At 42.4% G+C, this 21,686-nt stretch carries 21 protein-coding genes, 1 pseudogene and 1 riboswitch; of the genes and pseudogenes, 7 read left to right on the top strand and 15 right to left on the bottom strand.

The genetic code is table 11. The features are described from left to right. Nucleotides 1-95: 95 nt before the first annotated feature. Nucleotides 96-1,652 carry a phosphoenolpyruvate carboxykinase gene (locus IEY40_RS18265; protein WP_268244205.1) on the top strand — a complete coding sequence of 519 codons (1,557 nt, stop codon included), beginning with the start codon at nt 96-98 and terminating at the stop codon, nt 1,650-1,652. A gap of 144 nt (nt 1,653-1,796) precedes the next feature. Beyond that, the gene (locus tag IEY40_RS18260) at nt 1,797-3,659 is read left to right on the top strand and encodes a M14 family metallopeptidase (RefSeq protein WP_188958755.1); all 1,863 of its coding nucleotides are present in this window, start codon (nt 1,797-1,799) and stop codon (nt 3,657-3,659) included. 34 nt (nt 3,660-3,693) lie between these two features. Here the strand turns inward: IEY40_RS18260 and IEY40_RS18255 are convergent, their stop codons facing one another. Both IEY40_RS18255 and IEY40_RS18250 read right to left on the bottom strand, forming a co-directional pair. Beyond that, entirely contained in the window at nt 3,694-4,563 is an 870-nt protein-coding gene (locus tag IEY40_RS18255; protein WP_188958753.1) for a transporter substrate-binding domain-containing protein, read from the bottom strand. A gap of 50 nt (nt 4,564-4,613) precedes the next feature. After that, a pseudogene (locus tag IEY40_RS18250) lies at nt 4,614-4,913 on the bottom strand (GIY-YIG nuclease family protein); the annotation flags it as partial. A gap of 133 nt (nt 4,914-5,046) precedes the next feature. Between IEY40_RS18250 and moeA the strand changes: the two are divergent. Next, nucleotides 5,047-6,300 carry a molybdopterin molybdotransferase MoeA gene (gene moeA / locus IEY40_RS18245; RefSeq protein ID WP_188958749.1) on the top strand — a complete coding sequence of 418 codons (1,254 nt, stop codon included), beginning with the start codon at nt 5,047-5,049 and terminating at the stop codon, nt 6,298-6,300. A 7-nt stretch (nt 6,301-6,307) separates the two neighbouring features. Then, complete coding sequence (gene moeB, locus IEY40_RS18240; protein ID WP_188958747.1) at nt 6,308-7,078, top strand: molybdopterin-synthase adenylyltransferase MoeB; 771 nt, start codon at nt 6,308-6,310, stop codon at nt 7,076-7,078. A gap of 61 nt (nt 7,079-7,139) precedes the next feature. On the opposite strand, the gene IEY40_RS18235 is transcribed toward moeB, so the two are convergent. Together IEY40_RS18235 and IEY40_RS18230 are read right to left on the bottom strand one after the other, a co-directional pair. After that, nucleotides 7,140-7,313 (bottom strand): DUF2986 domain-containing protein, encoded by a 174-nt coding sequence (locus IEY40_RS18235; protein WP_188958745.1) that lies wholly within the window; start codon nt 7,311-7,313, stop codon nt 7,140-7,142. 107 nt (nt 7,314-7,420) lie between these two features. Next, on the bottom strand, nt 7,421-7,594 hold the full coding sequence (locus IEY40_RS18230) for a YqaE/Pmp3 family membrane protein (RefSeq protein WP_160055483.1): 174 nt from the start codon (nt 7,592-7,594) through the stop codon (nt 7,421-7,423). A 201-nt stretch (nt 7,595-7,795) separates the two neighbouring features. On the opposite strand from IEY40_RS18230, the gene IEY40_RS18225 reads away from it, so the two are divergent. Next, nucleotides 7,796-8,977: a GGDEF domain-containing protein gene (locus IEY40_RS18225; RefSeq protein WP_188958743.1), complete on the top strand. Its 1,182-nt coding sequence runs from the start codon at nt 7,796-7,798 to the stop codon at nt 8,975-8,977. Nucleotides 8,978-9,034: 57 nt separating this feature from the next. On the opposite strand, the gene IEY40_RS18220 is transcribed toward IEY40_RS18225, so the two are convergent. The 11 genes from IEY40_RS18220 to moaA form a co-directional block, all read right to left on the bottom strand. Next, on the bottom strand, nt 9,035-9,712 hold the full coding sequence (locus IEY40_RS18220; RefSeq protein WP_188958741.1) for a TIGR01621 family pseudouridine synthase: 678 nt from the start codon (nt 9,710-9,712) through the stop codon (nt 9,035-9,037). A gap of 41 nt (nt 9,713-9,753) precedes the next feature. Continuing rightward, complete coding sequence (locus IEY40_RS18215) at nt 9,754-10,995, bottom strand: sensor histidine kinase (protein ID WP_283108130.1); 1,242 nt, start codon at nt 10,993-10,995, stop codon at nt 9,754-9,756. Between the two features lie 67 nt (nt 10,996-11,062). Continuing rightward, nucleotides 11,063-11,746: a response regulator transcription factor gene (locus tag IEY40_RS18210; RefSeq protein WP_188958739.1), complete on the bottom strand. Its 684-nt coding sequence runs from the start codon at nt 11,744-11,746 to the stop codon at nt 11,063-11,065. A gap of 7 nt (nt 11,747-11,753) precedes the next feature. Beyond that, nucleotides 11,754-12,215, bottom strand: a complete 462-nt coding sequence (locus IEY40_RS18205; protein ID WP_229777156.1) for a hypothetical protein — start codon at nt 12,213-12,215, stop codon at nt 11,754-11,756. A 187-nt stretch (nt 12,216-12,402) separates the two neighbouring features. Beyond that, nucleotides 12,403-13,521, bottom strand: coding sequence for an ABC transporter ATP-binding protein (locus IEY40_RS18200; protein WP_188958734.1), 1,119 nt, complete (start codon nt 13,519-13,521; stop codon nt 12,403-12,405). Then, the gene (gene modB, locus IEY40_RS18195) at nt 13,502-14,182 is read right to left on the bottom strand and encodes a molybdate ABC transporter permease subunit (RefSeq protein WP_188958732.1); all 681 of its coding nucleotides are present in this window, start codon (nt 14,180-14,182) and stop codon (nt 13,502-13,504) included. The genes IEY40_RS18200 and modB overlap by 20 nt, the downstream gene beginning before the upstream one ends. Continuing rightward, the gene (gene modA / locus IEY40_RS18190; RefSeq protein WP_188958730.1) at nt 14,182-15,015 is read right to left on the bottom strand and encodes a molybdate ABC transporter substrate-binding protein; all 834 of its coding nucleotides are present in this window, start codon (nt 15,013-15,015) and stop codon (nt 14,182-14,184) included. Before modA ends, modB begins: the two co-directional genes overlap by 1 nt. 143 nt (nt 15,016-15,158) lie before the next feature. Continuing rightward, a complete protein-coding gene (gene moaE / locus IEY40_RS18185; protein WP_188958728.1) occupies nt 15,159-15,620 on the bottom strand; it encodes a molybdopterin synthase catalytic subunit MoaE in 462 nt (153 codons plus the stop codon). Between the two features lie 2 nt (nt 15,621-15,622). After that, a complete protein-coding gene (gene moaD, locus IEY40_RS18180) occupies nt 15,623-15,871 on the bottom strand; it encodes a molybdopterin synthase sulfur carrier subunit (RefSeq protein WP_188958726.1) in 249 nt (82 codons plus the stop codon). 47 nt (nt 15,872-15,918) lie between these two features. Next, nucleotides 15,919-16,395 carry a cyclic pyranopterin monophosphate synthase MoaC gene (moaC, locus tag IEY40_RS18175; RefSeq protein WP_188958724.1) on the bottom strand — a complete coding sequence of 159 codons (477 nt, stop codon included), beginning with the start codon at nt 16,393-16,395 and terminating at the stop codon, nt 15,919-15,921. Nucleotides 16,396-16,462: 67 nt separating this feature from the next. Beyond that, nucleotides 16,463-17,443, bottom strand: coding sequence for a GTP 3',8-cyclase MoaA (gene moaA / locus IEY40_RS18170; RefSeq protein WP_188958722.1), 981 nt, complete (start codon nt 17,441-17,443; stop codon nt 16,463-16,465). Further along, nucleotides 17,431-17,563, bottom strand: a riboswitch (molybdenum cofactor riboswitch). It overlaps the preceding gene by 13 nt. Before the next feature lie 232 nt (nt 17,564-17,795). Between moaA and IEY40_RS18165 the strand changes: the two genes are divergently transcribed. Together IEY40_RS18165 and IEY40_RS18160 are read left to right on the top strand one after the other, a co-directional pair. Continuing rightward, nucleotides 17,796-19,445, top strand: coding sequence for an electron transfer flavoprotein-ubiquinone oxidoreductase (locus IEY40_RS18165; protein WP_188958720.1), 1,650 nt, complete (start codon nt 17,796-17,798; stop codon nt 19,443-19,445). Nucleotides 19,446-19,680: 235 nt separating this feature from the next. Continuing rightward, on the top strand, nt 19,681-21,600 hold the full coding sequence (locus IEY40_RS18160; protein ID WP_188958718.1) for a methyl-accepting chemotaxis protein: 1,920 nt from the start codon (nt 19,681-19,683) through the stop codon (nt 21,598-21,600). Nucleotides 21,601-21,686: the final 86 nt, after the last annotated feature.

The following is a 21,686-nucleotide window of genomic DNA, read 5'->3' as shown; positions in this document are numbered from 1 at the left end:
ATTAGCTTGTAAAGCCAACGCCAATAATAATATCGAGCTAAGTAATACCCCATAACGAATAATAATGATTCATAGCGAAACCCGACCTAAAAGACATGGAGATCAACACTATGGCGGATTTATCACACCGCGTTAACCTTAACCCTACGACAGCACAGCTTGTTGAAATCGCGCTACTTCGTGGAGAAGGTCAGCTAACCGCCAACGGTGCATTAGTTGCTAAAACTGGAGAAAGAACAGGTCGCTCACCTAACGACCGTTTTATTGTTAAAGACCCAGCTACAGAAGCAGATATCGAATGGGGCAAAGTTAACCGCCCATTTGATGCCGGCAAATTTGATGCTTTGTGGGGACGAGTTGAAGCCTACCTCGCCGATAAAGAACTGTTTATGTCTGAGCTTGAAGTCGGTGCAGACGATGACCATTACATTCCTGTCCAGGTAACAACCGAATACGCATGGCACCAAATTTTTGCCCGCAACTTATTCATCACCCCAGAAACCTTTAATCGTAATAACAAAGATACATGGCAGATTATTAATGCCCCTGGTTTTGTGTGCGAACCAGAACGCGATGGCACTAACTCAGAAGCTGCAGTGATCCTTAACTTTGCCGAGCGCAAAGTACTACTAGCTGGTTTGAAGTACGCAGGAGAAATGAAAAAGTCGATGTTCTCTGTGCAAAACTTTTTGTTACCCGCTAAAGGTGTTTTGCCAATGCATTGTTCGGCAAACGTAGGGCACGAAGGTGACACTACATTATTCTTTGGTTTATCTGGCACAGGTAAAACGACACTGTCCGCCGATCCGAAGCGCTTTTTAATTGGTGACGACGAACACGGCTGGGCACCTGGTGGAGTTTTCAATATCGAAGGCGGTTGTTACGCAAAGTGTATCGATCTGAGCCAAAAAAATGAGCCGGTGATTTGGGATGCTATTCGTTTTGGTACGGTATTAGAAAACGTGGTACTTGATGAGCAACGCGTACCTAACTACAACGACACCAGCTTAACCGAAAACAGCCGTGCAGCTTACCCACTTGAGCATATAGCTCAGCGTAAGTTAGAAAATCGTGGCGCAGAACCGCATGCAGTCGTCTTTTTAACATGTGACGTATCAGGTGTTCTACCGCCAGTATCGGTATTAAGTAAAGAGCAAGCAGCTTATCACTTCTTGTCTGGCTACACGGCGAAAGTCGGCTCTACAGAAATGGGCTCAACCTCCGCTATTCAATCGACTTTCTCGACTTGTTTTGGTGCGCCATTTTTTCCACGTCCAGCTGGCGTATATGCCGAACTACTCATGAAGCGCATCGAATCATTTGGCAGCCAAGTTTACTTAGTCAACACTGGCTGGACAGGCGGCCCACATGGTGTTGGTAAGCGTTTTGATATTCCAACGACTCGCGCCATTGTCGACGCGATTGTAAGTGGTGAGCTAAAAGATGTTGAAACAGTTCACATCGATAAACTTAATCTTAATGTTCCTGTTGCTATTACTGGTGTAGACAGCAAGTTGCTAAACCCGGTTAACACTTGGAGTGATACAGCTGAATACAACAAGTATGCACAGCAATTAGCGCAAGAGTTCAGCGATAATTTTGCCAAGTATCACGTCTCAGATGCCGTTAAGCAGGCGGGTCCTAAAGTGTAAAAGACCATTCGGTTACTCTGGAGATAAACAATTAAAATCCCAACTTAAGTTGGGATTTTTTATTGCGTCATCTCATATTCGTTTATGGTAATGCTATGATGCTGTTTTAGTTTATGCCACCAACATCATTATCTCGAGGTCTTCATGTACCGTACTTTGCTTGCTAGTTTATGGGTTAGTCCTTTGTTATTGTGCACAACCTTGAGTATTGCAGCTGAAAATGCCATTCAACCACCAACGAATACAATAATTGAGCAAGAAAATACCTTTATAAACGACAGCATTTTACCGCCAATCCAACCATGGGCAGGTGCAAGTGAAGCCCTACTCTTAAATGCAGAACAACCTTGGGCGACACCTTTTGAACAGCAAGGTTATCAGAGTACACCAAACTACAACGACACAATGGCGTGGTTAGATAAACTCGTCGAAAGTAGTGATTTATTGCATAAAGTCAGCCTAGGAAAAAGCCCACAAGGGCGAGATATATGGATGATAGTCGCCTCCAGTGACGGTGCTCAAACAGCCAAAACATTAAGCGACAATGGTAAAGCGACTGTACTTGTGCAGGCCGGTATTCACTCTGGAGAAATCGACGGTAAAGATGCAGGAATGATGTTACTAAGAGACATTAGCCACGGTAATAAACGCGCGTTACTCGAAAACGTTAACTTCTTATTTGTGCCTATTTTGAGCGTTGATGCCCACGAGCGCAGCAGTGAATACAATCGAGTTAATCAACGCGGTCCAATAAATATGGGCTGGCGTACCACGGCTAATAATCTTAACTTAAATCGAGATTATGCCAAAGCTGATGCGCTTGAAATGCAGCACCTCATCCGCGCCATTAATGTTTGGCAACCCGATTTGTATATTGATGTCCATGTTACAGACGGTATTGATTACCAGTACGATGTCACTTTTGGCTATAACGTAAAACAAGGCTACAGCCCTAGCAGCTTTAACTGGTTAGAGACTGTCTATCGCCCAGCAATAGAAGCAGCCCTTACTGAGCAAGGCCATATTCCTGGGCCATTAGTGTTTGCTTTGGATAATGCCGATATGGCCAAAGGTATTTCGTTATGGAACCCCAGCCCACGCTTTTCAAATGGTTATGGCGATGCGCGTCATTTACCGACTATTTTAATAGAAAATCATAGCCTTAAACCATATAAGCAACGAGTACTCGGCACTTATGTGATGCTGGAGCAAACATTAAAAACGGTGGCGCAAAACAGTACTAAACTAAAATCAGCAATTTATGCAGATAAATACCGTAACTCAAGCCAGCTAGCACTCACCTGGCAAACTGAAGTCTTACCACAAGGCTTCGATTTTAAAGGCATTGATTACCGTATTGAAACAAGCCTAATTAGCGGGACAGATGTAGTACGTTGGACAGGTGAACCTAAGCTATATGTCAATATTCCTGTAGTGGCCAACACTAAGGCAGACATTATCGTCTCACGACCTGTTGCCTATTATATTCCTCCGCAATGGACCACAGTGATTGAACGCTTATCTTTGCATGGTATTCGTATGACGCGGCTGGAAAAATCTACACACATAGCTGCGCAACAATATCAATTTAGTGACCCGAGTTTTTCAAGCGCTGATTATGAAGGCCATCAAACCGTTACGGCCACAACAAGTACAAGTAAAGTTAATGCCCAACTTCCTCCTGGAACCGTTCGCATTGCAACCGATCAACCTTTAGGGGATTTAGCCATGTTGTTATTAGAGCCACAGGCAGAGGATTCGTTGTTTTACTGGGGATTTTTCAATACGATTTTCACTCAAACAGAATACATTGAAGATTACGCAGTCGAGCCGCTAGCCGCTAAAATGCTAGCTGAAAATCCTGAGTTACAAGCTGAGTTTACTCATGCTCTCAAAGATCCCGCGTTTGCAAAAAACAGCAAAGCTAGATTACGTTGGTTTTATCAGCGTAGTCCATATTACGATAAACAATTTTTAGTTTACCCAGTACTTCGTGCAATGAAATAGCCAAGACAACCAAAATAAAAGCGCTTCGGCGCTTTTATTCTTTTGGGAAACCAATCCAGTTATTATGTGCTCTCTCTACAACATTTGCCGGTAAAATAGCATTCTCTAGCGAAATAACGCGACTGTGCTGATAGCGACTCAACGGAAATATCGATGCGGTTGTAGGATGATGCATAATAAATTCCGTTAATTTTCCATTATTGACTAACAATAACAAACCCTCTGTAAGCCGCTGCGCAAGTAGCAAATTTTGTTTATTCACAAAAAAGTACATGGGTAATGGATAACGTAAAATTAGCTCATCGTATACCATTAACGTTTCATGACCTTGAGTATCAACTTCGGCATGTGCTTCATTTATCCCCCGCGGGAAGTAATCACACCGTTGTTGCTCTAGCATGGTATACATTAACGAAAATGAAATGACTCGTTCGACACGATAACCGTTAAACTCCAAGATATCAGAATCAGGCCATTGACTGCCTTGGCACGCAACCATTTTTTGTAATTGTTCTGCTGTTGTAATCTTGGCAAACTCACTCAAGCGATTACGCATAATCACGGGCACACGATTACCCAATAAGCCGCCGACTAATGGCACTGTCACCGCAAGATAATCGCGTTCACGCGCTATGCTAGTCCCAGCCCAATACACATCTAGCTGCTCATTTTTTAACATAAAAAAACCACGCGACTGTGATAAGGACGATTCCAAAGTCACAATATCCGCTGGGCCATATTCATCTGAGGTGGTATCGAGCACGAGTTGTAATAAGTCGACGTAATATTGGTAGGAGGTATTGTCTACAGATTGTGAAGGTTGAATACGCACGACAGTATCAGCACAAACTTGTACTGATAATAAGCATAATCCTATCGAGAAAATCCTTGATTTAAATCTCAACTATTTGAATCCATAGTGATCTAACTCAACAATATTAGCCGTAAAAACAATTAATTATCATCGAAATTTTTATTTAATATTGAAAATTGTGTAACCAGTTGTAATTTTTGTTGGCGCGACATCTTTTTAATCGCAATTTCTCGCTTTAATGCTGTACTGCGGTCAGTTAGCGTCTCTTGATAGACCAGTGTTAACGGGCCTTTACCTTTTAAAAACTTGGCCGCCTTAGGTCCACTACTTTGATGTTCAGCAAAACGACGCTTAACATCGGTAGTCACCCCTGTGTATAAATGCGAATTAGCACAGCGAATAATATATAAATACCATATAGAAACGGTTTTAATTTGAGACATAAATGATAAAAACCTTAAGTATGATCATAAAACTCTTTTGCCATCATGGCATACTAGGACCTGTTGATAGCGAACATCATATTAACTCAGTACTCATAAAGTACCTTAGGTATTCATTAAGGAAGTTCAGATGCCAAACAATCAAGACCCTTGCGCGCAACCGACATTATTGCATCCAGACCAAGCTATTGAACAATTATTAGCTCAAGTAGAGGCGACGCAAGATACTGAGCTCGTCACACTAAATCATGCAATAGATAGAGTGCTAGCCGAAGACTTGGCATCTAGTATAGATTTACCGCCATTTGATAACTCGGCAATGGACGGCTACGCATTCAGTTTTGCTGATTTAGACAGCATGCAAGATAGCACCACCCTCACGCTAGCAGGTAGTTCGTTTGCCGGTCATCCATTTCACGGTAAAGCACAGCCTAATACTTGTATCCGCATCATGACAGGAGCTCCTTTACCTGCCGGTTATGATACGGTACAAATGCAAGAAAACGCTCAAGCTAACGGCGACAACATTACTATCAGCCATCCGCATAAGTTAGGTGAAAATGTGCGCAAACGCGCAGAAGAATTACGTGCTGGCACTAAAGTTTTGCATCGTGGTGTGACTATCCGGGCCGCAGAAATGGGCGTACTGGCCACTATCGGTATTAGCCAAGTCCGTGTAACACGCAAATTAAAAGTCGCATTTTTCTCTACCGGTGATGAACTGCGCCCTGTTGGCAGTGAACTTGCGCCAGGACAAATTTATGATTCTAACCGCTATTCAATTCAAGGTTTACTGAGCAAAAGTAATGTTGAATGGATAGACCTTGGCGTTATTAGTGATGATAAAGAAGCCATTCGCGGTGCATTCAAAGAAGCTGCAAGTAAAGCCGATATGGTACTTACATCTGGTGGAGTTTCTGTTGGCGAAGCTGATTTCACTAAACAGATTTTATCGGAAGAAGGCCAAATTACTTTTTGGAAATTAGCCATAAAACCAGGCAAGCCTTTCGCCTTTGGCAAAATGGGTAAAGCCGTCTTTTGTGGCTTACCCGGTAATCCAGTGTCTTCGATGGTAACGTTTTATAAACTTGTCTTGCCTATTTTGCATAAAATGCAGGGGCTAACACCAAAAACACCACTAATTTGCCAAGCAACATTACAAACCGACATCCGCAAACATCCCGGTAGAGTAGAGTATCAGCGTGGCATATTAAGCCGAAATGAGTCGGGTGAATTGGAAGTTTCTATTACCGGCGGCCAAGGCTCTGGTATGTTGACGTCAATGAGTTTAGCCAACTGTTTTGTGATTTTAGAGCAGTATCAAGGTGACCTGGCTAAAGGTAATATCGTGACCGTTGAGCCATTTAATAGCGTACTTTGCTAGGAGAATTATGCAGCCTGAAGACCAAGATATTCTGAGCGACAACGAGATGTTGCGCTACAGTCGTCAAATATCCATTAAAGCAATGGACATCGAAGGCCAAGAAAAACTCAAACTGGCAAAAGTATTGATTATTGGTGCAGGGGGTTTAGGGTGTGCGGCTAGTCAGTATCTTGCTGTCGCAGGCGTGGGAGAAATAACGATTGTCGACTTTGACACGGTAGAGCTATCCAATTTACAACGCCAAGTTTTGCACTTTGATGCCAATATTGGTCAGGCTAAAGTAGAGTCGGCTAAACAAACACTGGCTCAACTCAATCCTCTTATAAAAATTAATGCGTTAAATGCGCTTCTAGATGATGCAGAAATCGACTCGCTAGTCAGTCAGCACAGCTTAGTACTCGACTGCACCGACAACGTGATGGTACGCGAACAGCTCAATAAGAGCTGTTTTAAACACAAGATTTCGTTAGTGTCTGCTGCGGCTATACGCATGGAAGGCACAGTAACCGTGTTTGACTATCAAGCTGATACGCCTTGCTATCAATGTTTTAGTGCATTGTTTGGTGAGCAACAGTTAACTTGTGTCGAATCGGGTATTTTAGCGCCCGTAGTGGGAATGATAGGTTGCATTCAGGCTACGGAAGCCATCAAAGTCATCAGCGCTATGGGGCAAGCTTTATCAGGAAAGTTGTTAATGATCGATGCGATGACCATGGAGTTCAGACAAATGACATTACCGAAACAACCACAATGTAAAGTATGCGGTTTCGGCACATAAAAACTTAACCCGTTAGAATAAACCAGAACAAAAACACAAGAGGGCAGCCCTTGTGCTTTTGTTATGCTACCGGCACATCATTGACGTTAGTATCAGCCGAAAGTAATGCTTGTTGCGCTAATCGTTCACGCTCTGCTTTAGCAATGTACGGATTTTTATTCGCGGCATGTAGCTTCGCATTGGCTTTTTTAGACTTAGCCTTCAATGTTTGGTTAATTTTCTTTTTACGGTTCATATAATTCACATAATCGACAAAATATTAGCACGATTATAGCGTCAAACGCCCTCTTGCTCTATTCATTCTAGCGCTTAACTTTTCTTACACTCCGAGCTGGCAGCCGTTTATAAATCTTCTTGCAACACTACCCATAGAGCATGAATCAGCCCCGGAATAAAAAAGAAAAAGCACAGCAATACATTAATCAATAAATCTTTACCCAAACCCTTTTTTAAAAATACCGCTAACGGTGGTAATAATATCGCAATGATGACCAATAATAATTTATTTGTGTCCATTTTTTCATCCTTATTATGTTGCTTAATTAAGAGAATACAATTATAAAAATAGCATAATATACAATTTGTTAAACAGCACATTTACGTTAACGTTTGAACACCGTTTAGCAAAGCGCTTATCAAGGTATTCTATTAACGATGTGCTATGGTTAACCTTTAGCACGCTATTATTCAGCCAATGCCACAATACTGATAGGTCATATGGAACATCACCAAAGTATTATTTTTGTTCAATTTTTTTGCTTAATTGGTACAAGCTGTGCCATTGCATGGGCAATGTACGCAGGTGTGTTCCGCATTGCCCCTAGAGCAAGTTGGCGCTTCACTATGGCCAATATATGCACTGTAGCTGGTGTGTTACTTTACACTCAACGCAGTGAAGCCATTAGCTATTTATACTGGTTTACCGCCGACATGGCCATTTTATTGGGGCTTGCATTAGTACGTTGGGGTTGCCAGTATTTATTTAAACACCCGGTATCTTATCTATTTGACTTGGTATTGTTAACCAGCTGCGCCTTATTGATGTTATTGGTTCCACCATCTCTAGCATATGCCGTATACCTGGTGATTATTATGAGCATCACAGCTGCCACGTTGATCTCACTAACAGGTATTGATAACGTAAAGGCATCTAAAATACACATGCCGATTTTTTACGCTGTGTTAATTAATGTGCCCTTTTTTATCATGGGTACCCTATTTATCATCCGAGCTGTAGCTCTGTTTCTCTATCCTGAAGATTTAGCCAAACTCTCTGCCGCGAATAAACTTAACGCCCCAATAGTAATGTGGAGCTATATCATTTTACTGTTACTGACTAACTTAGTCCTATATGGCAATGCATTGACACGGCTAGTGTATAAAGTAGCTCGTTTAGTCAATAGAGATCAGCTGACAGGGTTATGGAACAGGCACGCCTTACTCGATAAGTTAGATGAAGTTGATGCCTTATGGCAACGAAGTGGCTCGGCATATAGCTTACTGGTGTTAGACCTTGATCACTTTAAGCAAGTCAACGACACCTATGGCCATATGGCTGGTGATACTGTACTAAAGCACACAGCAAACCTATTACAACAAACGTTACGAAAAGTTGATTTTATTTGCCGTTATGGCGGTGAAGAATTTTTGATTATTTTACCAGCCACTAACGCCGATGAGGCAATGATTGTCGCAGAAAAAATACAATCTAAAATCAATAGCACATCTGTACTGTGGCAACAAAAAGAAATGACTTTTACCTTAAGTATTGGCTGTGCCACATGTAAAACTCATATAAACGTTGATCAATTATTACAGTTAGCTGATGAGGCCATGTATCTTGCTAAAAATACTGGCCGTAATACCATTTGCACCAAAGAGTTGAACATGTCGACTTAAAAGGTACGGAGCAACCCGCCTGATAATCAACTGAAGCAGACAGAAATGACTAATACACTAGTTTTTAGCTGGCCAAGCGAGGCTATCGGGTTGTTGCCATTGCTCGGCGACTATCGCTGCAAAAGGTTTATCAACAAACCACTCTCCTTGAGTAGGGAATTGCTGAAAAGTATATTGCTGGCCTAAATAGTTAAAATACAAACTATATGCATGTAAGTAACAACGATCACTTACATCTTTACCGTAAAGAGTGTCACCTAAAATAGGCACACCAATGCTAGCTAATGCCACTCTTAGCTGATGTGTTTTACCGCTTAATGGTTTCAATAAATATGCGCGCTTCCCTTCACTAATACTCATACAAAAAAACTGTGTCATGGCGGGATTTTCTGTCGTTCGCAGTAATTTATACATACTGCGACGAGATTTAGCCATGTCACCCACAATCCAACCTTGCTTCTTTTTAGGTTTACCTAATGCAATGGCTAAATAGTATTTTTGCACTTGATGAGCAGTAAACATCTGTGTAAATACATTGGCAGCTTGTGGCGAACGAGCCACGATTAACAACCCAGAGGTCGGAGTATCCAAACGATGTACCGGATACAGCTTATAGCCTAAATCGGCTTCAGCTTGCGCGATAACCCCTGCATTGCCATCTTGACTATGAAAGTGAACATGAGGCGCTTTATTAATCACAATAAAGTCAGGTTGCTCGCTCAGCAATTGATACATTGATGGATCCAACTCGATTACACCTGCAGTTAAACTACGGGTTATTTAAAATGAATGTTCACTAACAACCCAGGGTTATTGTCATCTAATGAAATAGTGGCTTTATGCCGAGATAAAATCGCTTTTACCATCGATAAACCCAGACCCGTGCCCTTGTAATGACGGCTAGGATCAAGACGAACCAAACGATCAAACACCCGCTCTTTATCTTCATCCAAAATGCCCGGACCATTATCACTAATCTGGATATGTTTGCCACGCTGTTTAATACAAATTGCAGCACCTACCGGTGAATACTTAATCGCATTATCGACTAAATTAAATAGCGCTTGGAATAACAGGTATTTATCACCATGAATTTGTACATCATTTTCAAGCGAAATCTCTAATACTTGGTCACGAGATTCGGCGATAACATCGGCCATTTCAAATAAATCTTGGCAAATCTGTTGTAAACTCACTGGCTGTAAATCAAGAGTTTGCTGACCTTCTTCTATTCGAGTTAATGATAACATCGCATCAAACGTGCCTAAACAATGATCTAATTCTTCGAGTAATTCTGCAGTGGCATCGGCCAATTGATGAGTCGGTTTATCGGCAAGCTGCTCTATCCCAATACGTAAATGCGATAAAGGCGTACGTAAATCATGGGCAATATTATCGGTAACACCACGAACAGCGCGTAGGTTTTGCTCCAAGGTATCGAGCACTAGATTAAATTGCCGCGCTAACATGTCAAACTCATCCTGGCTGTCGCTGACAGGTAAACGGGTTTCGTAATGTCCGGCCTCAATTTGCTCACTCAAACGGTTGTATTCGACCAGTCGTCTAAGAATAGCTTTTGAGAAAATGTAACCCAACGCTAAAGTGAGTCCTAATGTAAAAGCGACCGCCCAAAATGCTGCGTTGATAAACTTTTCAATGAGGGTTGCGAGGTGATCGGTTCGCGTTGCAATAAGCACTGGACCGTAGCGCGTCATCACTAATCCACCCGTTAAGATATGTAGCTTATCTGGGCCACCAGTAAAGATAGGAAAGTCTTTGGTTTCTGGCAACTGAGGCATGTTTTCTGGTAAAAAGGTCAATGCCCCAACCATATCAACACTGTTACGCCAGGCGATTAGTGCCGTTTTAGGATCAGCGGCACGGATCTGTGCCGCAAAACTACGGCGATTAACCGTTAATGCTAACTGCTGATAGCGCTGCATTTCTGCCGCAAGATGCTTATCAACTTGGTTTTGCTGTTCAATGACTAACTGTCGATAAAGGCTTAATACCAACATCACAATTAAGATGGTCACTAACGTCGAGAAGATAAGCGTGATGCGCCACGCACTACTTTGATATGGCTTAATGGCCTTTGCAGAGGCGATAACCCGCACCCCTTACTGTTTCAATTAACTCACCATGTCCAAGCTCTTCAAACTTACGACGTAATTTTGCAATATGTACATCGATGACATTAGTTCGAGGGTCAAAATGATAATCCCACACGGCTTCAAATAGTAGGGTACGGCTAATCACTTGATTAGGGTGTTCCATTAAATACTTGAGTAGTTGAAACTCTTTTGGTTGCAGCATTAACTCACTGTCATCAAGTGTCACTTTACGGGTCAACAACTCCATTTTCAGACCGCCAACTTCAATGTCCGTCGCGGCAGGTTCAACAACATTACGTTGCACCAGCTTTTCAGCACGCACCAATAGCTCTGCAAATGCAAACGGTTTGGTCATGTAGTCATCACCGCCAGCACGTAAGCCTTTAACACGCTCATCAACGTGGCTCAATGCCGATAGAATCAATACCGGCGTTTTATTACCGCTGGTACGCAATGCCGACAATAAGGTTAGCCCGTCGAGCTTAGGTAGCATGCGGTCTAAAATGAGTAAGTCATATTGATTGTGCTTAGCTAATGTTAAGCCTTCTTGACCATCTGTTGCACTGTCTACTTGGTACTTCTGTGCAGTAAATCCGTCGGCCACATACTTTAATGTTGTGGCATCATCTTCAACCAATAAAATACGCTTAGTCATAGAGTCTTTAATCCCATTTGAGCAGTGGAAGTGGACGTAAGGTTTCAATATCGAAAGCAATGGTGTTCTTACTATCTTGATTGAGGATTTTTAGTTCGAGATAACTAATGGATAAATCGTGGTCCAATTCCGCTTGCGTTAAGTATCCTTGTTGATCTTCAATCGCTAAAGCGACCAGTGCAGAAAATGTCATGTGTTTGGCTTGCAGCATTTTTGCCGCACTCACAGAGCCAATATCATCAGAGCTATAAACTGATGATTTTTCATTTAGCAGCACGCCATCTAGAGCTCGGTACTGATATTTACTCATTTTACGAGTTTCTACGTTGACCATAGAAATTTTGTAAACCAGTAATCCTTCTTCCACATCAACATCAAAGTCACAAATTGTGCCTTTGTCTTGTTGTTCTAACTGCTCCATGACCACAATGGGCTTTAGAAAATCGCCATTGATCAACAAAGTATGCATAGATGGCGTTGCCATCACGGCACAAGGAAGAAAGCATATTGCTAATAGCAACCGAACCATCACTAGCCTCTATATGATTGAAAATTTTATTACCGCACTACTCTACCTAACCGCGGCCAAAGTCCCAAGAAATCTAAGATTAATAATTGATCATAAATACCGTAAAACAGGGCGTTATCGCTAAAGGTTAACTTGAAGGTGGGGAGTTTAAGATATGGATTTGATCTGACTTTAATGCGATTGTGGTTTGAACACCTGCTTGCAAACCGAGTTTATCAACCAAATGTGTTGGCACATCGGCATTAAACATTGAACCAATCCCAATAACCGATGCAATCACACGCGACGACTCGCCCATCACTAATACCGACTCAATTAATACATCGAGCTTATTGATGCTTTTGCATAAACGGCCACTGCTAATGGCATTAAAACGAATACCTTGATTGGGAATAACCCAACGGATGGCTTGCTCATTAACTAGCGCAGGAGCACTGTCACTAACAATCAATTCATCACCAAGCTTAAACCACGTCATATTGCGTTCAATGTCTTGTTCAACGACTTGACCATCAAAAATATTCCGTAATCCCATTTGTCTTGCGACGGCCTCATCGTGTGGATGAGACAACACCTCAAATGGCTTGCCTCGCTGCAACATTTTGCCTTGGCTTATCAGCATCATTTTATCTGCTAATAATAGGGCTTCATGAATATCGTGCGTGACCATGACCACTGGAATTGATAGCTGTTGCTTTAATCTTGCAAGCTCAATGTATAAACGCTCACGCGTTTCACGATCTACCGCGGAAAATGGTTCATCAAGCAGTAATATTGACGGTTCACGGGCTAAAGCACGCGCTAACGCTACACGTTGACGCTGCCCTCCAGAAAGTTGTGCTGGTAATCTATCTGGCAAGCCGTGAAGATTAACCCGTTCTAACCAATCTAACGCACGCTGCTTACGCAATGCCTTTGGCACATGGTCGAGTCCTGCTATCACATTATCTAATGCCGACAAGTGTGGAAATAAACCGAAATGCTGTGGCATATAGCCAATATGACGTTGTTGTGGGGTTAACGATAATGACGATTGTGCATCAAACCAAAGGGTATCACCACATTGGATGTGGCCATCTTTAGGTGTTGTTAACCCTGCAATCATTCTTAACAAGGTTGTTTTCCCACCACCTGACGGCCCTACCACGGCAAGCACTTCACCTGCTTTACAGGTGAAGTTAGCGGCTAATGGTATCGGTAATTCTTGGCTAATATGACAAACTAAATCAGCGCTGCGTGGCACCATTATGCCCTCCTAAACGCCGTGACATACTGGTAGTTAGTGCAAGCGCACTCACCGCAAATAATAATAAAACCAAAGACATCATTCCAGCGGAATCAAAGTCGAAAGCTTGCACACTATCGTAAATAGCTATTGAGATAGTTTTGGTTTCGCCAGCTATATTGCCACCGAGCATTAATACCACGCCAAATTCACCCAATACATGGGAGAAACACAATACCAACGCAGTCAATACACCAGGCCACACCATAGGCAATTCAACTTTAAGGAAGATCCTCAAGCGGCTCATACCACAACAAGCTGCTGCGTCGCGAATATCTATTGGGACGGTTTCATAAGCACGTTGTATAGGCTGCACAGCAAAAGGAATATTGACGATAATGGAGGCAATCACTAACCCAGAGAAATTAAACACCAGTTGTTGGCCAAAAAATTGTTCGGCAAAACCACCAATAAAACTTTGATTGCCTAACCCCACCAACAAGTAATAACCAATTACAGTTGGAGGCAATACCAAAGGAACTAGGATTAAGGCTTCTAACCAAGATTTACCGCGAAATTGATAATATGCCAAGCCTCGACCGACCAGTATGGCTAACGGGATCAAAAATAAAACTGTAAAACAGCTCAATTTGACCGACAACCATAATGCTTGCCAATCCATCAGTCGTGCATCTCTGTGGTGTGAGGTAAATTAAAGCCAAACTCGCTTAGAATGGTCTGCGCTTGTGGGCTTTGCAGGTATTGATAAAAACGCTCTGTCGTTTCAGATGCATTAGGCATTAACGCCATACGTTGATAAAGCGGTTGATATAGATCATCAGGGATGATTACGTAATTAGCCAACTTGGTAAATTGCGGTGCTAATGCCAACGACAAAGGCACGATACCACCTTGAGTTGATCCGCTAATGGTAAATTGGGCTGCTTGCGAGGCATTTTCGCCAAGAATAAGTTTAGGTTGCACCTCATCCCACAAGCCTTTGTTTGTTAAAATTTCACGAGCGCGCTCACCATATGGAGCGTGATCTGGATTAGCTATAGCAAAGCGAATTAGTTTCCCGTCGGTAATAAATTGCGCTAACCCTACCAAGCCAGGATCAAGAATTAACTCAGATTGCTTTGGCGCAGCGAGTGCAAGACGGCCAATGGCATAAATAACCCCTGCATCTTGGGTATAGCCTGATTTTTGTAACTGTTCAATATAAAATTCATCGGCACTAAGCATCATTTCAAATGGTGCTCCATGCTGTATCTGAGTCACAAAGTTCCCAGATGAGCCATAGCTAATGCGCACACTTAAGCCTGTTTGCTGCTTAAATTGGCTAGCGATATCATCTAATGCAAATTTAATATTGGCAGCTGCAGCAATGGCCGGAGCGTCAGCCGCTTTGGCAACTGACACCGGAAGAATAAAGCCCAAACAACTCATCATTAATATTGCAACAGTGACACTTTGGCGTAATAAGCGGCCTATCGATAACGTAAAGAAAGACATGTATAGCTGACCCTATTAGTTAAGCGACACTATGATTAAAGTGCGATGATTAAGCTGTAATGGTTAATATCCATGAGTTAGCCGTGAACGTGAAAACAACAGATAACAACGAATATTCATAAGACCATTTAAAACTCATAACATCATTTCTGCCACATTTTAGCAGCCTGTTCATCACTATCACGGGCTTCTACCCACTTGCTGCCTGCATCGTTTGCCTCAAGCTTCCAAAATGGTGCTTTGGTCTTTAAAAAATCAATTAAAAACTCACATGCAGCAAAGGCAGCCTTGCGATGAGCACTGGTTACGCCGATAAATACAATCTGTTCACCTAATGCCATAGTGCCGACACGATGGATAATCGTCACCTTGTTTAGTGGCCAGCGATCACGTGCTTGTTGGCAAATTTGATTTAATACCGACTCGGTCATGCCTGGATAATGCTCTAACGTTAAGTCAGTCACAGCACTGCCATCATTAAAATCGCGCACCTTACCAATAAAATTGACCACCGCACCATCTTGGTTGTCATTGGCCAGCAAGGCATATTCATCAGCGACACTAAAGTCTTGGGTTTGCACTCGAACAGTGGTGAATACTGTCATGTTTAACCTCCTGTTACTGGAGGGAAAAAAGCAACTTCGTCACCGGCCTTTATCTGTGTATCCCATTGGCTTATCGTTTGATTAACAGCCACTAACAGTTTGTCTGAGGCAAGTACTTTGGCCCATTTATCATCGGTTGCAGCTAATGCTGCACGCAATTCTTCTGCGGTATGGATATTGGCGCTACTGTGCTCCACTTTCGCAGTACCGAGTAACTCACGGATTTGCGCAAAAAATAATACTTGGATCATAGTGGTCTCTCAATGCATATGATAGATAACAATAAATAAATTAACGACTAAACAGTAAAGTGGCCAGATTTTCCACCACGCTTTTCAAGCAGTCTCACCTGCGAAATAATCATGTCTTTTTGCACCGCTTTGCACATATCGTAAATGGTTAATGCCGCCACAGACGCTGCTGTTAACGCTTCCATTTCTACACCTGTTTTACCAGACAGTTTACATAAACTAGTAATACGTACTCGGTTATGTTCAGGTTGTGCGTCAAGGTCTACTTCCACTTTGGTGAGCATTAATGGATGACATAGTGGGATAAGATCTGAAGTTTTTTTAGCAGCTTGAATACCGGCAATACGTGCAGTAGCAAACACATCACCTTTATGATGGCTACCACTCATAATCATTGCCAGTGTATCTGGAGCCATATCAATAAAAGCTTCCGCTCTGGCTTCACGTTCTGTTACTGCTTTTTCAGTAACATCGACCATATGAGCATTGCCATCAGCATTAATGTGGGTAAAACGATTACTCATGATATGAATACCTTATCAAAAAGAATTTGCAGGTTATTGGCGCACGTTGAACGAAGAAAGGTAGCGACTAACCACCAATTGAAGCAAGGTGCTTAGTGACGCCAGTAATACCTTGATGCAGAAAGTGGGTTTCTTTCTTTTGAGCTAACTGCCCGTGCAAACGTGTAATTAACTCATCACGCTGAGAGGCATCTTGCAGTAAGTCGCGTAAATCAACACCATTTTCTGTGAATAAGCACAAATGCAACTTACCTTTTGCAGACACTCTTAAACGGTTACAGCTGGCACAAAAGTTTTTGGCGTACGGCATAATAAGACCAATACGGCCTTGATAATCACTGTGACTGAAGTTTTGCGCAGGACCATCGTCAACACTGGGTAAATCGTATAACCAACCATCTTGCTCAAGTTGTTTTTTAATGTCGATACCGGCTAAATGATGAGCATTAAAATAGTCGCGACCTAAACCAGTTTCCATTAGTTCAATGAAACGCAAGTCAATAGGAGTGTGCTTTATCCAATGTAAAAAACGCGGTAAATCTTTATCATTTAAGCCTTTTAATAGCACCGCATTAATTTTAACGCGCTCAAAACCCGCCTCAAGAGCAGCATCAATACCGCGCATGACTTGGTCGAATTTATTCTCGCCAGTAATTTGATAAAACATTTTAGGGTCTAAACTATCAACCGACACATTGATGCGCCGCAATCCTGCGTCATACCATTCTTTAGCATGTTGCTGTAAGCGATATCCATTGGTCGTCATTGCGACTGTATTAACATTGGCTGTGTTAGCAACAATACGCACGATGTCAGTAAAGTCTTTACGGAGGGTAGGTTCACCACCTGTGATACGAATTTTTTGCGTACCCACAGCAGAAAAGCCGGCAACTAGATTTTCAATTTCGTTGAGAGTTAGAAACGTAGGTTTACCATCAGGGCGATAGCCATCCGGCAAGCAGTAAGTGCATTTAAAATTACATACGTCAGTAACTGACATACGTAAGTAATGAAAACGTCTACCAAAATTGTCTTGTAACTGGGACATGTTAACCTTTCCAAGTGTGGGAGGTAAGTGCATTTCTTTACTCACCCCGGTGGCAAAATTACCACGGCTAAATACCCATATCAATGACGTAGGGCAAAAAGCTCGGAGAACCGTCAGACTTAATTATAGGCCTATTTGTGGGTTTACAAATACCCCTTTAGGTGAATATCTTATTCAAAATGCTTACGTCGTTAACTATTTGTGACTCGACTCACGTAGATAAGATTGTGTTTGCTACTGTGACAAAAGTGAATTTTGCGGTAAGGTGAGTAAAAGGATAAACGATCGTTTAACTATCGTTATAGAAAAACAATAAACCCGCGATGAACGGGATACTTTGAAAGGTGAGAACATGGAACGCGAGTCAATGGAGTTCGACGTCGTAATTGTCGGTGCTGGCCCAGCAGGTTTAGCTACCGCTTGTCGTTTAATGCAAATATCAAAAGATGCCGAGAAAGAAATTACCGTTTGTGTGGTAGAAAAAGGTTCTGAAGTGGGCGCCCACATCCTATCTGGTGCGGTATTCCAACCAGATGTGTTAGATGAACTGTTCAGCGACTGGCGCGACTCAGATATTCCACTTAATACTAAAGTCAGTCACGATGAGATTTACTTACTCAATTCAGACACTAAATCACGCTTAATGCCTAATAGCTTAGTGCCGAAAACCATGCATAACGAAGGTAACTACATTATTAGTGTAGGCAACCTAGCGCGTTGGTTAGCCAACCGTGCAGAAGCAATGGGGGTTGAGATTTTCCCAGGCTTTGCGGCCAGTGAACTGCTGTTTAATGAAGACAACAGCGTTAAAGGTATTCTCATTGGCGATATGGGTGTCGGTGAAGACGGCCAACCTAAAGACAGCTATATGCCAGGCATGGAGTTGCACGCTAAATACACTGTATTCTCTGAAGGTTGCCGCGGCCACCTTGGTAAGCAACTGATTCAGAAATACCATTTAGACAATGGAAAAACCCCTCAGCATTACGGCTTAGGGTTTAAAGAAATTTGGAAAATCCCTGCCGAGCAGCATCAGCAAGGTAAAGTTGTCCATACTGGCGGTTGGCCATTAGTGAATGGCTCGTCTGGTGGCGGATTCTTATATCACATGGAAGACAACCAGGTCGCTGTGGGATTAATTATCGATTTAAGCTACAAAAACCCTCATTTAAGCCCATTTGACGAATTCCAACGTTATAAAACTCATCCCGTGATTGCCCAAACACTCACCGGCGGTGAACGCTTAACTTATGGTGCTAGAGCAATTGCTAAAGGTGGCTTAAACTCGCTGCCTAAAATGAGCTTTCCTGGTGGATTAATTATTGGTTGTAATGCTGGCACCCTCAACTTTGCTAAAATTAAAGGTACACACACAGCGATTAAAAGCGGAATTATTGCCGCTACAACATTAGGCGAAGGTTTAATTGCTGGCCTAGAAGGTGGTAAAGACCTTGATTGTTTTCAGCAGCGTTTTGAAGAAAGCTGGCTTTATGAAGAACTCTATCAATCACGTAATTTTGGTCCAGCTTTACACAAGTTTGGTACTATTGTGGGTGGCGCATTTAACTATATCGACCAAAACTGGTTTGGCGGTAAGTTCCCTGTAACGTTCCGCGACACAACGCCAGACTATGCTTCAATGGGTTTAGCTAGCGAATACAACAAGATTGATTATCCAAAGCCAGACGGAAAACTCAGCTTTGATAAATTATCGTCGGTGTATTTGTCGAACACCTACCATGAAGAAGGCCAGCGTTGTCATTTACACTTAAAAGACCAAAGCATTCCAATATCAGTTAACTTAGTCAAATTTGACGAGCCGGCACAGCGTTATTGCCCTGCAGGTGTCTACGAAGTCGTCGAAGATGCTGGCGAGAAAAAGTTTGTCATTAATGGTCAAAACTGTATTCACTGCAAAACCTGCGACATTAAAGATCCAAGCCAAAATATCACCTGGGTAACCCCTGAAGGCGGCGGTGGACCAAACTATCCAAACATGTAAACGATTTAGTTGATAACTCGTTGTTCGCCAATCGTTAATTAATTGGCTACTGTCAAAAAAACGCACCTAAAAATAGGTGCGTTTTTTTTATTTTTTCGACTATCATTAGCGTCATAACATCACAAAGACCTACACCATTCACGTTTTTGTACTTTAGTAATAAATACAAAATAACTATCAATTTATTGCCATTGTGACCGATATAACCAAGAGAAACTTCTAGAGGCCGTTGTAGATGAATACATTTAACACCCTTACCATTAAGCAAAAAATCTTGCTCACGGTAGCATTTGCTGTGCTGCTATCAACCATGTTAGTTGGGTTGCTAAGCCAGCGAAGTGCCAAGCAAGTCGTTGAGCAGCGGATGCTTGAATCAGAAATGCCGAGTATAGTCATGCAAATTCGTAATGACGTAGACTTACAAATAAGCAGCTTAATTCATGCAGCAGAACAGTTAGCTAATAGCCGCATGTTAGGTGCTTGGCTCGAAGAAGGTCGGCCAGCGAACCAAGAACCCTTGGTTACAGCTCAGCTTAAAGACATGCAAAATCAATTTGAGTTAGTTCAAGCTTCTTATGCCGACCGAGATACCGGTGCTTATTACACGCAAGATGGTTTTTTACGCATATTAAACCAACAGCAAGACGCATGGTTTTTTGATTATCGTGCCAGTAAACAAGAGCGGATGTTAAGCGTATATACCGAAGCCACAGGCGAAGTAAAACTGTTTGTGAGCTACCAGCAACCTAATGGTCGAGGCATGGTCAGCTTAGCCAAATCATTAGATGATATGGTGAGTTTACTGTCTTCATTTAAAATTGAAGACACAGGTTTTGTTTACCTTATCGACGCCAATGGTAGTGTTAAATTGCACCCAGATAGCCAACAGGTTGGTAAGGCAACGTTAGCTAACTTATACCCTAACGCCAATACTAACGGCTTACTCAATAAAAATGATTTCAACCTCGTCAAAGCCAACGTTAACGGCGAAGACATGCTCATAGCCAGCAGCTATATCAAATCAATGGACTGGTATTTAGTTGCACAAGTGCCTGAAGCAGAAGTATTCGCATTACTTGATGAATCGGCTTATCAAATCCTGTTATGGACAGTGTTAATTGCTGCTGTATTCATTGTGATTGCCATTTCAGTTGCAGGTTCAGTAAGTCGCCCAATTGCTCAAGTTGCTGAAATGTTCAGAAACATTGGCGAAGGTGAAGGTGATTTACGTCAGCGTTTACCGGTAAATGGTGAAGATGAGATAGCTCAACTGGCCCGTGGTTTTAATAGCTTTATTAGTAAAATCCAAGAAACCGTTGTTGAGGTTGCTGAAACCAGTCAACAACTTGGTTTATCGGCTATTGATGTATCAAATCAAGCACATCAAACACTCGACGACAGCCATTTACAAAAAGACCGAACCATGATGGTTGTTGCTGCCATTAATGAAATGGGCGCTACGGTAAATGAAATTGCCGCTAATGCCGCCCAGGCTGCGGTAACGGCGCGCGATGCTGATACTGAATCGGTCGATGGCCAAAAAGTCGTCACGCGTGCACGTTCAACCATTAATCAGCTGTCTAAAGATGTTGCCCAGGTTGGCGAAGTCATTGAGTCTCTAGCGACTCATACTAAATCGATTGGCAGCATTTTAGATGTTATCCGTGCGATTTCAGAACAAACCAACTTACTGGCACTAAACGCCGCGATTGAAGCTGCTCGCGCTGGTGAAGCGGGCCGAGGCTTTGCGGTTGTGGCTGATGAGGTGCGAAATTTGGCATCACGTACTGCAGCATCGACTAACGAAGTACAAACCATGATTGATAAACTGCAATCAGAAGCCAGTCGTGCAGTGAGCGCCATGGCACAGTCGAGCAGCCGCTCAAAAGAAGGGGTCACTGCGGTAGACGAAGCCAGTCAATCATTAAGCGGCATTAGCGAGCGAATTGCTCTTATTAGCGACATGAATATTCAAGTCGCTGCAGCAACAGAAGAACAATCAACCGTAGTTGAAGACATTAACCGCAACGTGACCGAAATTAACGATATCACTCAACGAACCTCTGACACCGCACAAGCGGCTGCAGAAGCAAGTAAAGCCTTGAACCAGCTTGCAAGCCGATTAGATGTTTTGGTAGCGCGATTTAAGGTATAAGTTCAACTTAGGCTAACCTGTCGATTAATATCTAATGCCACTCTCTGAGTGGCATTACTTTTATGAGGTTGGTTATATAAGATTGC

This window comes from Shewanella ulleungensis (genome assembly GCF_014648315.1).
In the GTDB taxonomy this organism is placed as follows: Bacteria; Pseudomonadota; Gammaproteobacteria; order Enterobacterales; family Shewanellaceae; genus Shewanella; species Shewanella ulleungensis.
This window is presented reverse-complemented; position numbering and strand designations above follow the sequence as displayed.

Excerpts from the sequence above, each read along its gene's own strand:
- IEY40_RS18265 (WP_268244205.1), top strand. The coding sequence starts at position 96 with ATGGAGATCAACACTATGGCGGATTTATCACACCGCGTTAACCTTAAC.
- IEY40_RS18260 (WP_188958755.1), top strand. The coding sequence starts at position 1,797 with ATGTACCGTACTTTGCTTGCTAGTTTATGGGTTAGTCCTTTGTTATTG.
- moeA (WP_188958749.1), top strand. The coding sequence starts at position 5,047 with ATGCCAAACAATCAAGACCCTTGCGCGCAACCGACATTATTGCATCCA.
- moeB (WP_188958747.1), top strand. The coding sequence starts at position 6,308 with ATGCAGCCTGAAGACCAAGATATTCTGAGCGACAACGAGATGTTGCGC.
- IEY40_RS18235 (WP_188958745.1), bottom strand. The coding sequence starts at position 7,313 with ATGAACCGTAAAAAGAAAATTAACCAAACATTGAAGGCTAAGTCTAAA.
- IEY40_RS18230 (WP_160055483.1), bottom strand. The coding sequence starts at position 7,594 with ATGGACACAAATAAATTATTATTGGTCATCATTGCGATATTATTACCA.
- IEY40_RS18225 (WP_188958743.1), top strand. The coding sequence starts at position 7,796 with ATGGAACATCACCAAAGTATTATTTTTGTTCAATTTTTTTGCTTAATT.
- IEY40_RS18220 (WP_188958741.1), bottom strand. The coding sequence starts at position 9,712 with ATGTATCAATTGCTGAGCGAGCAACCTGACTTTATTGTGATTAATAAA.
- IEY40_RS18215 (WP_283108130.1), bottom strand. The coding sequence starts at position 10,995 with ATGTTGGTATTAAGCCTTTATCGACAGTTAGTCATTGAACAGCAAAAC.
- IEY40_RS18210 (WP_188958739.1), bottom strand. The coding sequence starts at position 11,746 with ATGACTAAGCGTATTTTATTGGTTGAAGATGATGCCACAACATTAAAG.
- IEY40_RS18205 (WP_229777156.1), bottom strand. The coding sequence starts at position 12,215 with ATGCATACTTTGTTGATCAATGGCGATTTTCTAAAGCCCATTGTGGTC.
- IEY40_RS18200 (WP_188958734.1), bottom strand. The coding sequence starts at position 13,521 with ATGGTGCCACGCAGCGCTGATTTAGTTTGTCATATTAGCCAAGAATTA.
- modB (WP_188958732.1), bottom strand. The coding sequence starts at position 14,182 with ATGGATTGGCAAGCATTATGGTTGTCGGTCAAATTGAGCTGTTTTACA.
- modA (WP_188958730.1), bottom strand. The coding sequence starts at position 15,015 with ATGTCTTTCTTTACGTTATCGATAGGCCGCTTATTACGCCAAAGTGTC.
- moaE (WP_188958728.1), bottom strand. The coding sequence starts at position 15,620 with ATGACAGTATTCACCACTGTTCGAGTGCAAACCCAAGACTTTAGTGTC.
- moaD (WP_188958726.1), bottom strand. The coding sequence starts at position 15,871 with ATGATCCAAGTATTATTTTTTGCGCAAATCCGTGAGTTACTCGGTACT.
- moaC (WP_188958724.1), bottom strand. The coding sequence starts at position 16,395 with ATGAGTAATCGTTTTACCCACATTAATGCTGATGGCAATGCTCATATG.
- moaA (WP_188958722.1), bottom strand. The coding sequence starts at position 17,443 with ATGTCCCAGTTACAAGACAATTTTGGTAGACGTTTTCATTACTTACGT.
- IEY40_RS18165 (WP_188958720.1), top strand. The coding sequence starts at position 17,796 with ATGGAACGCGAGTCAATGGAGTTCGACGTCGTAATTGTCGGTGCTGGC.
- IEY40_RS18160 (WP_188958718.1), top strand. The coding sequence starts at position 19,681 with ATGAATACATTTAACACCCTTACCATTAAGCAAAAAATCTTGCTCACG.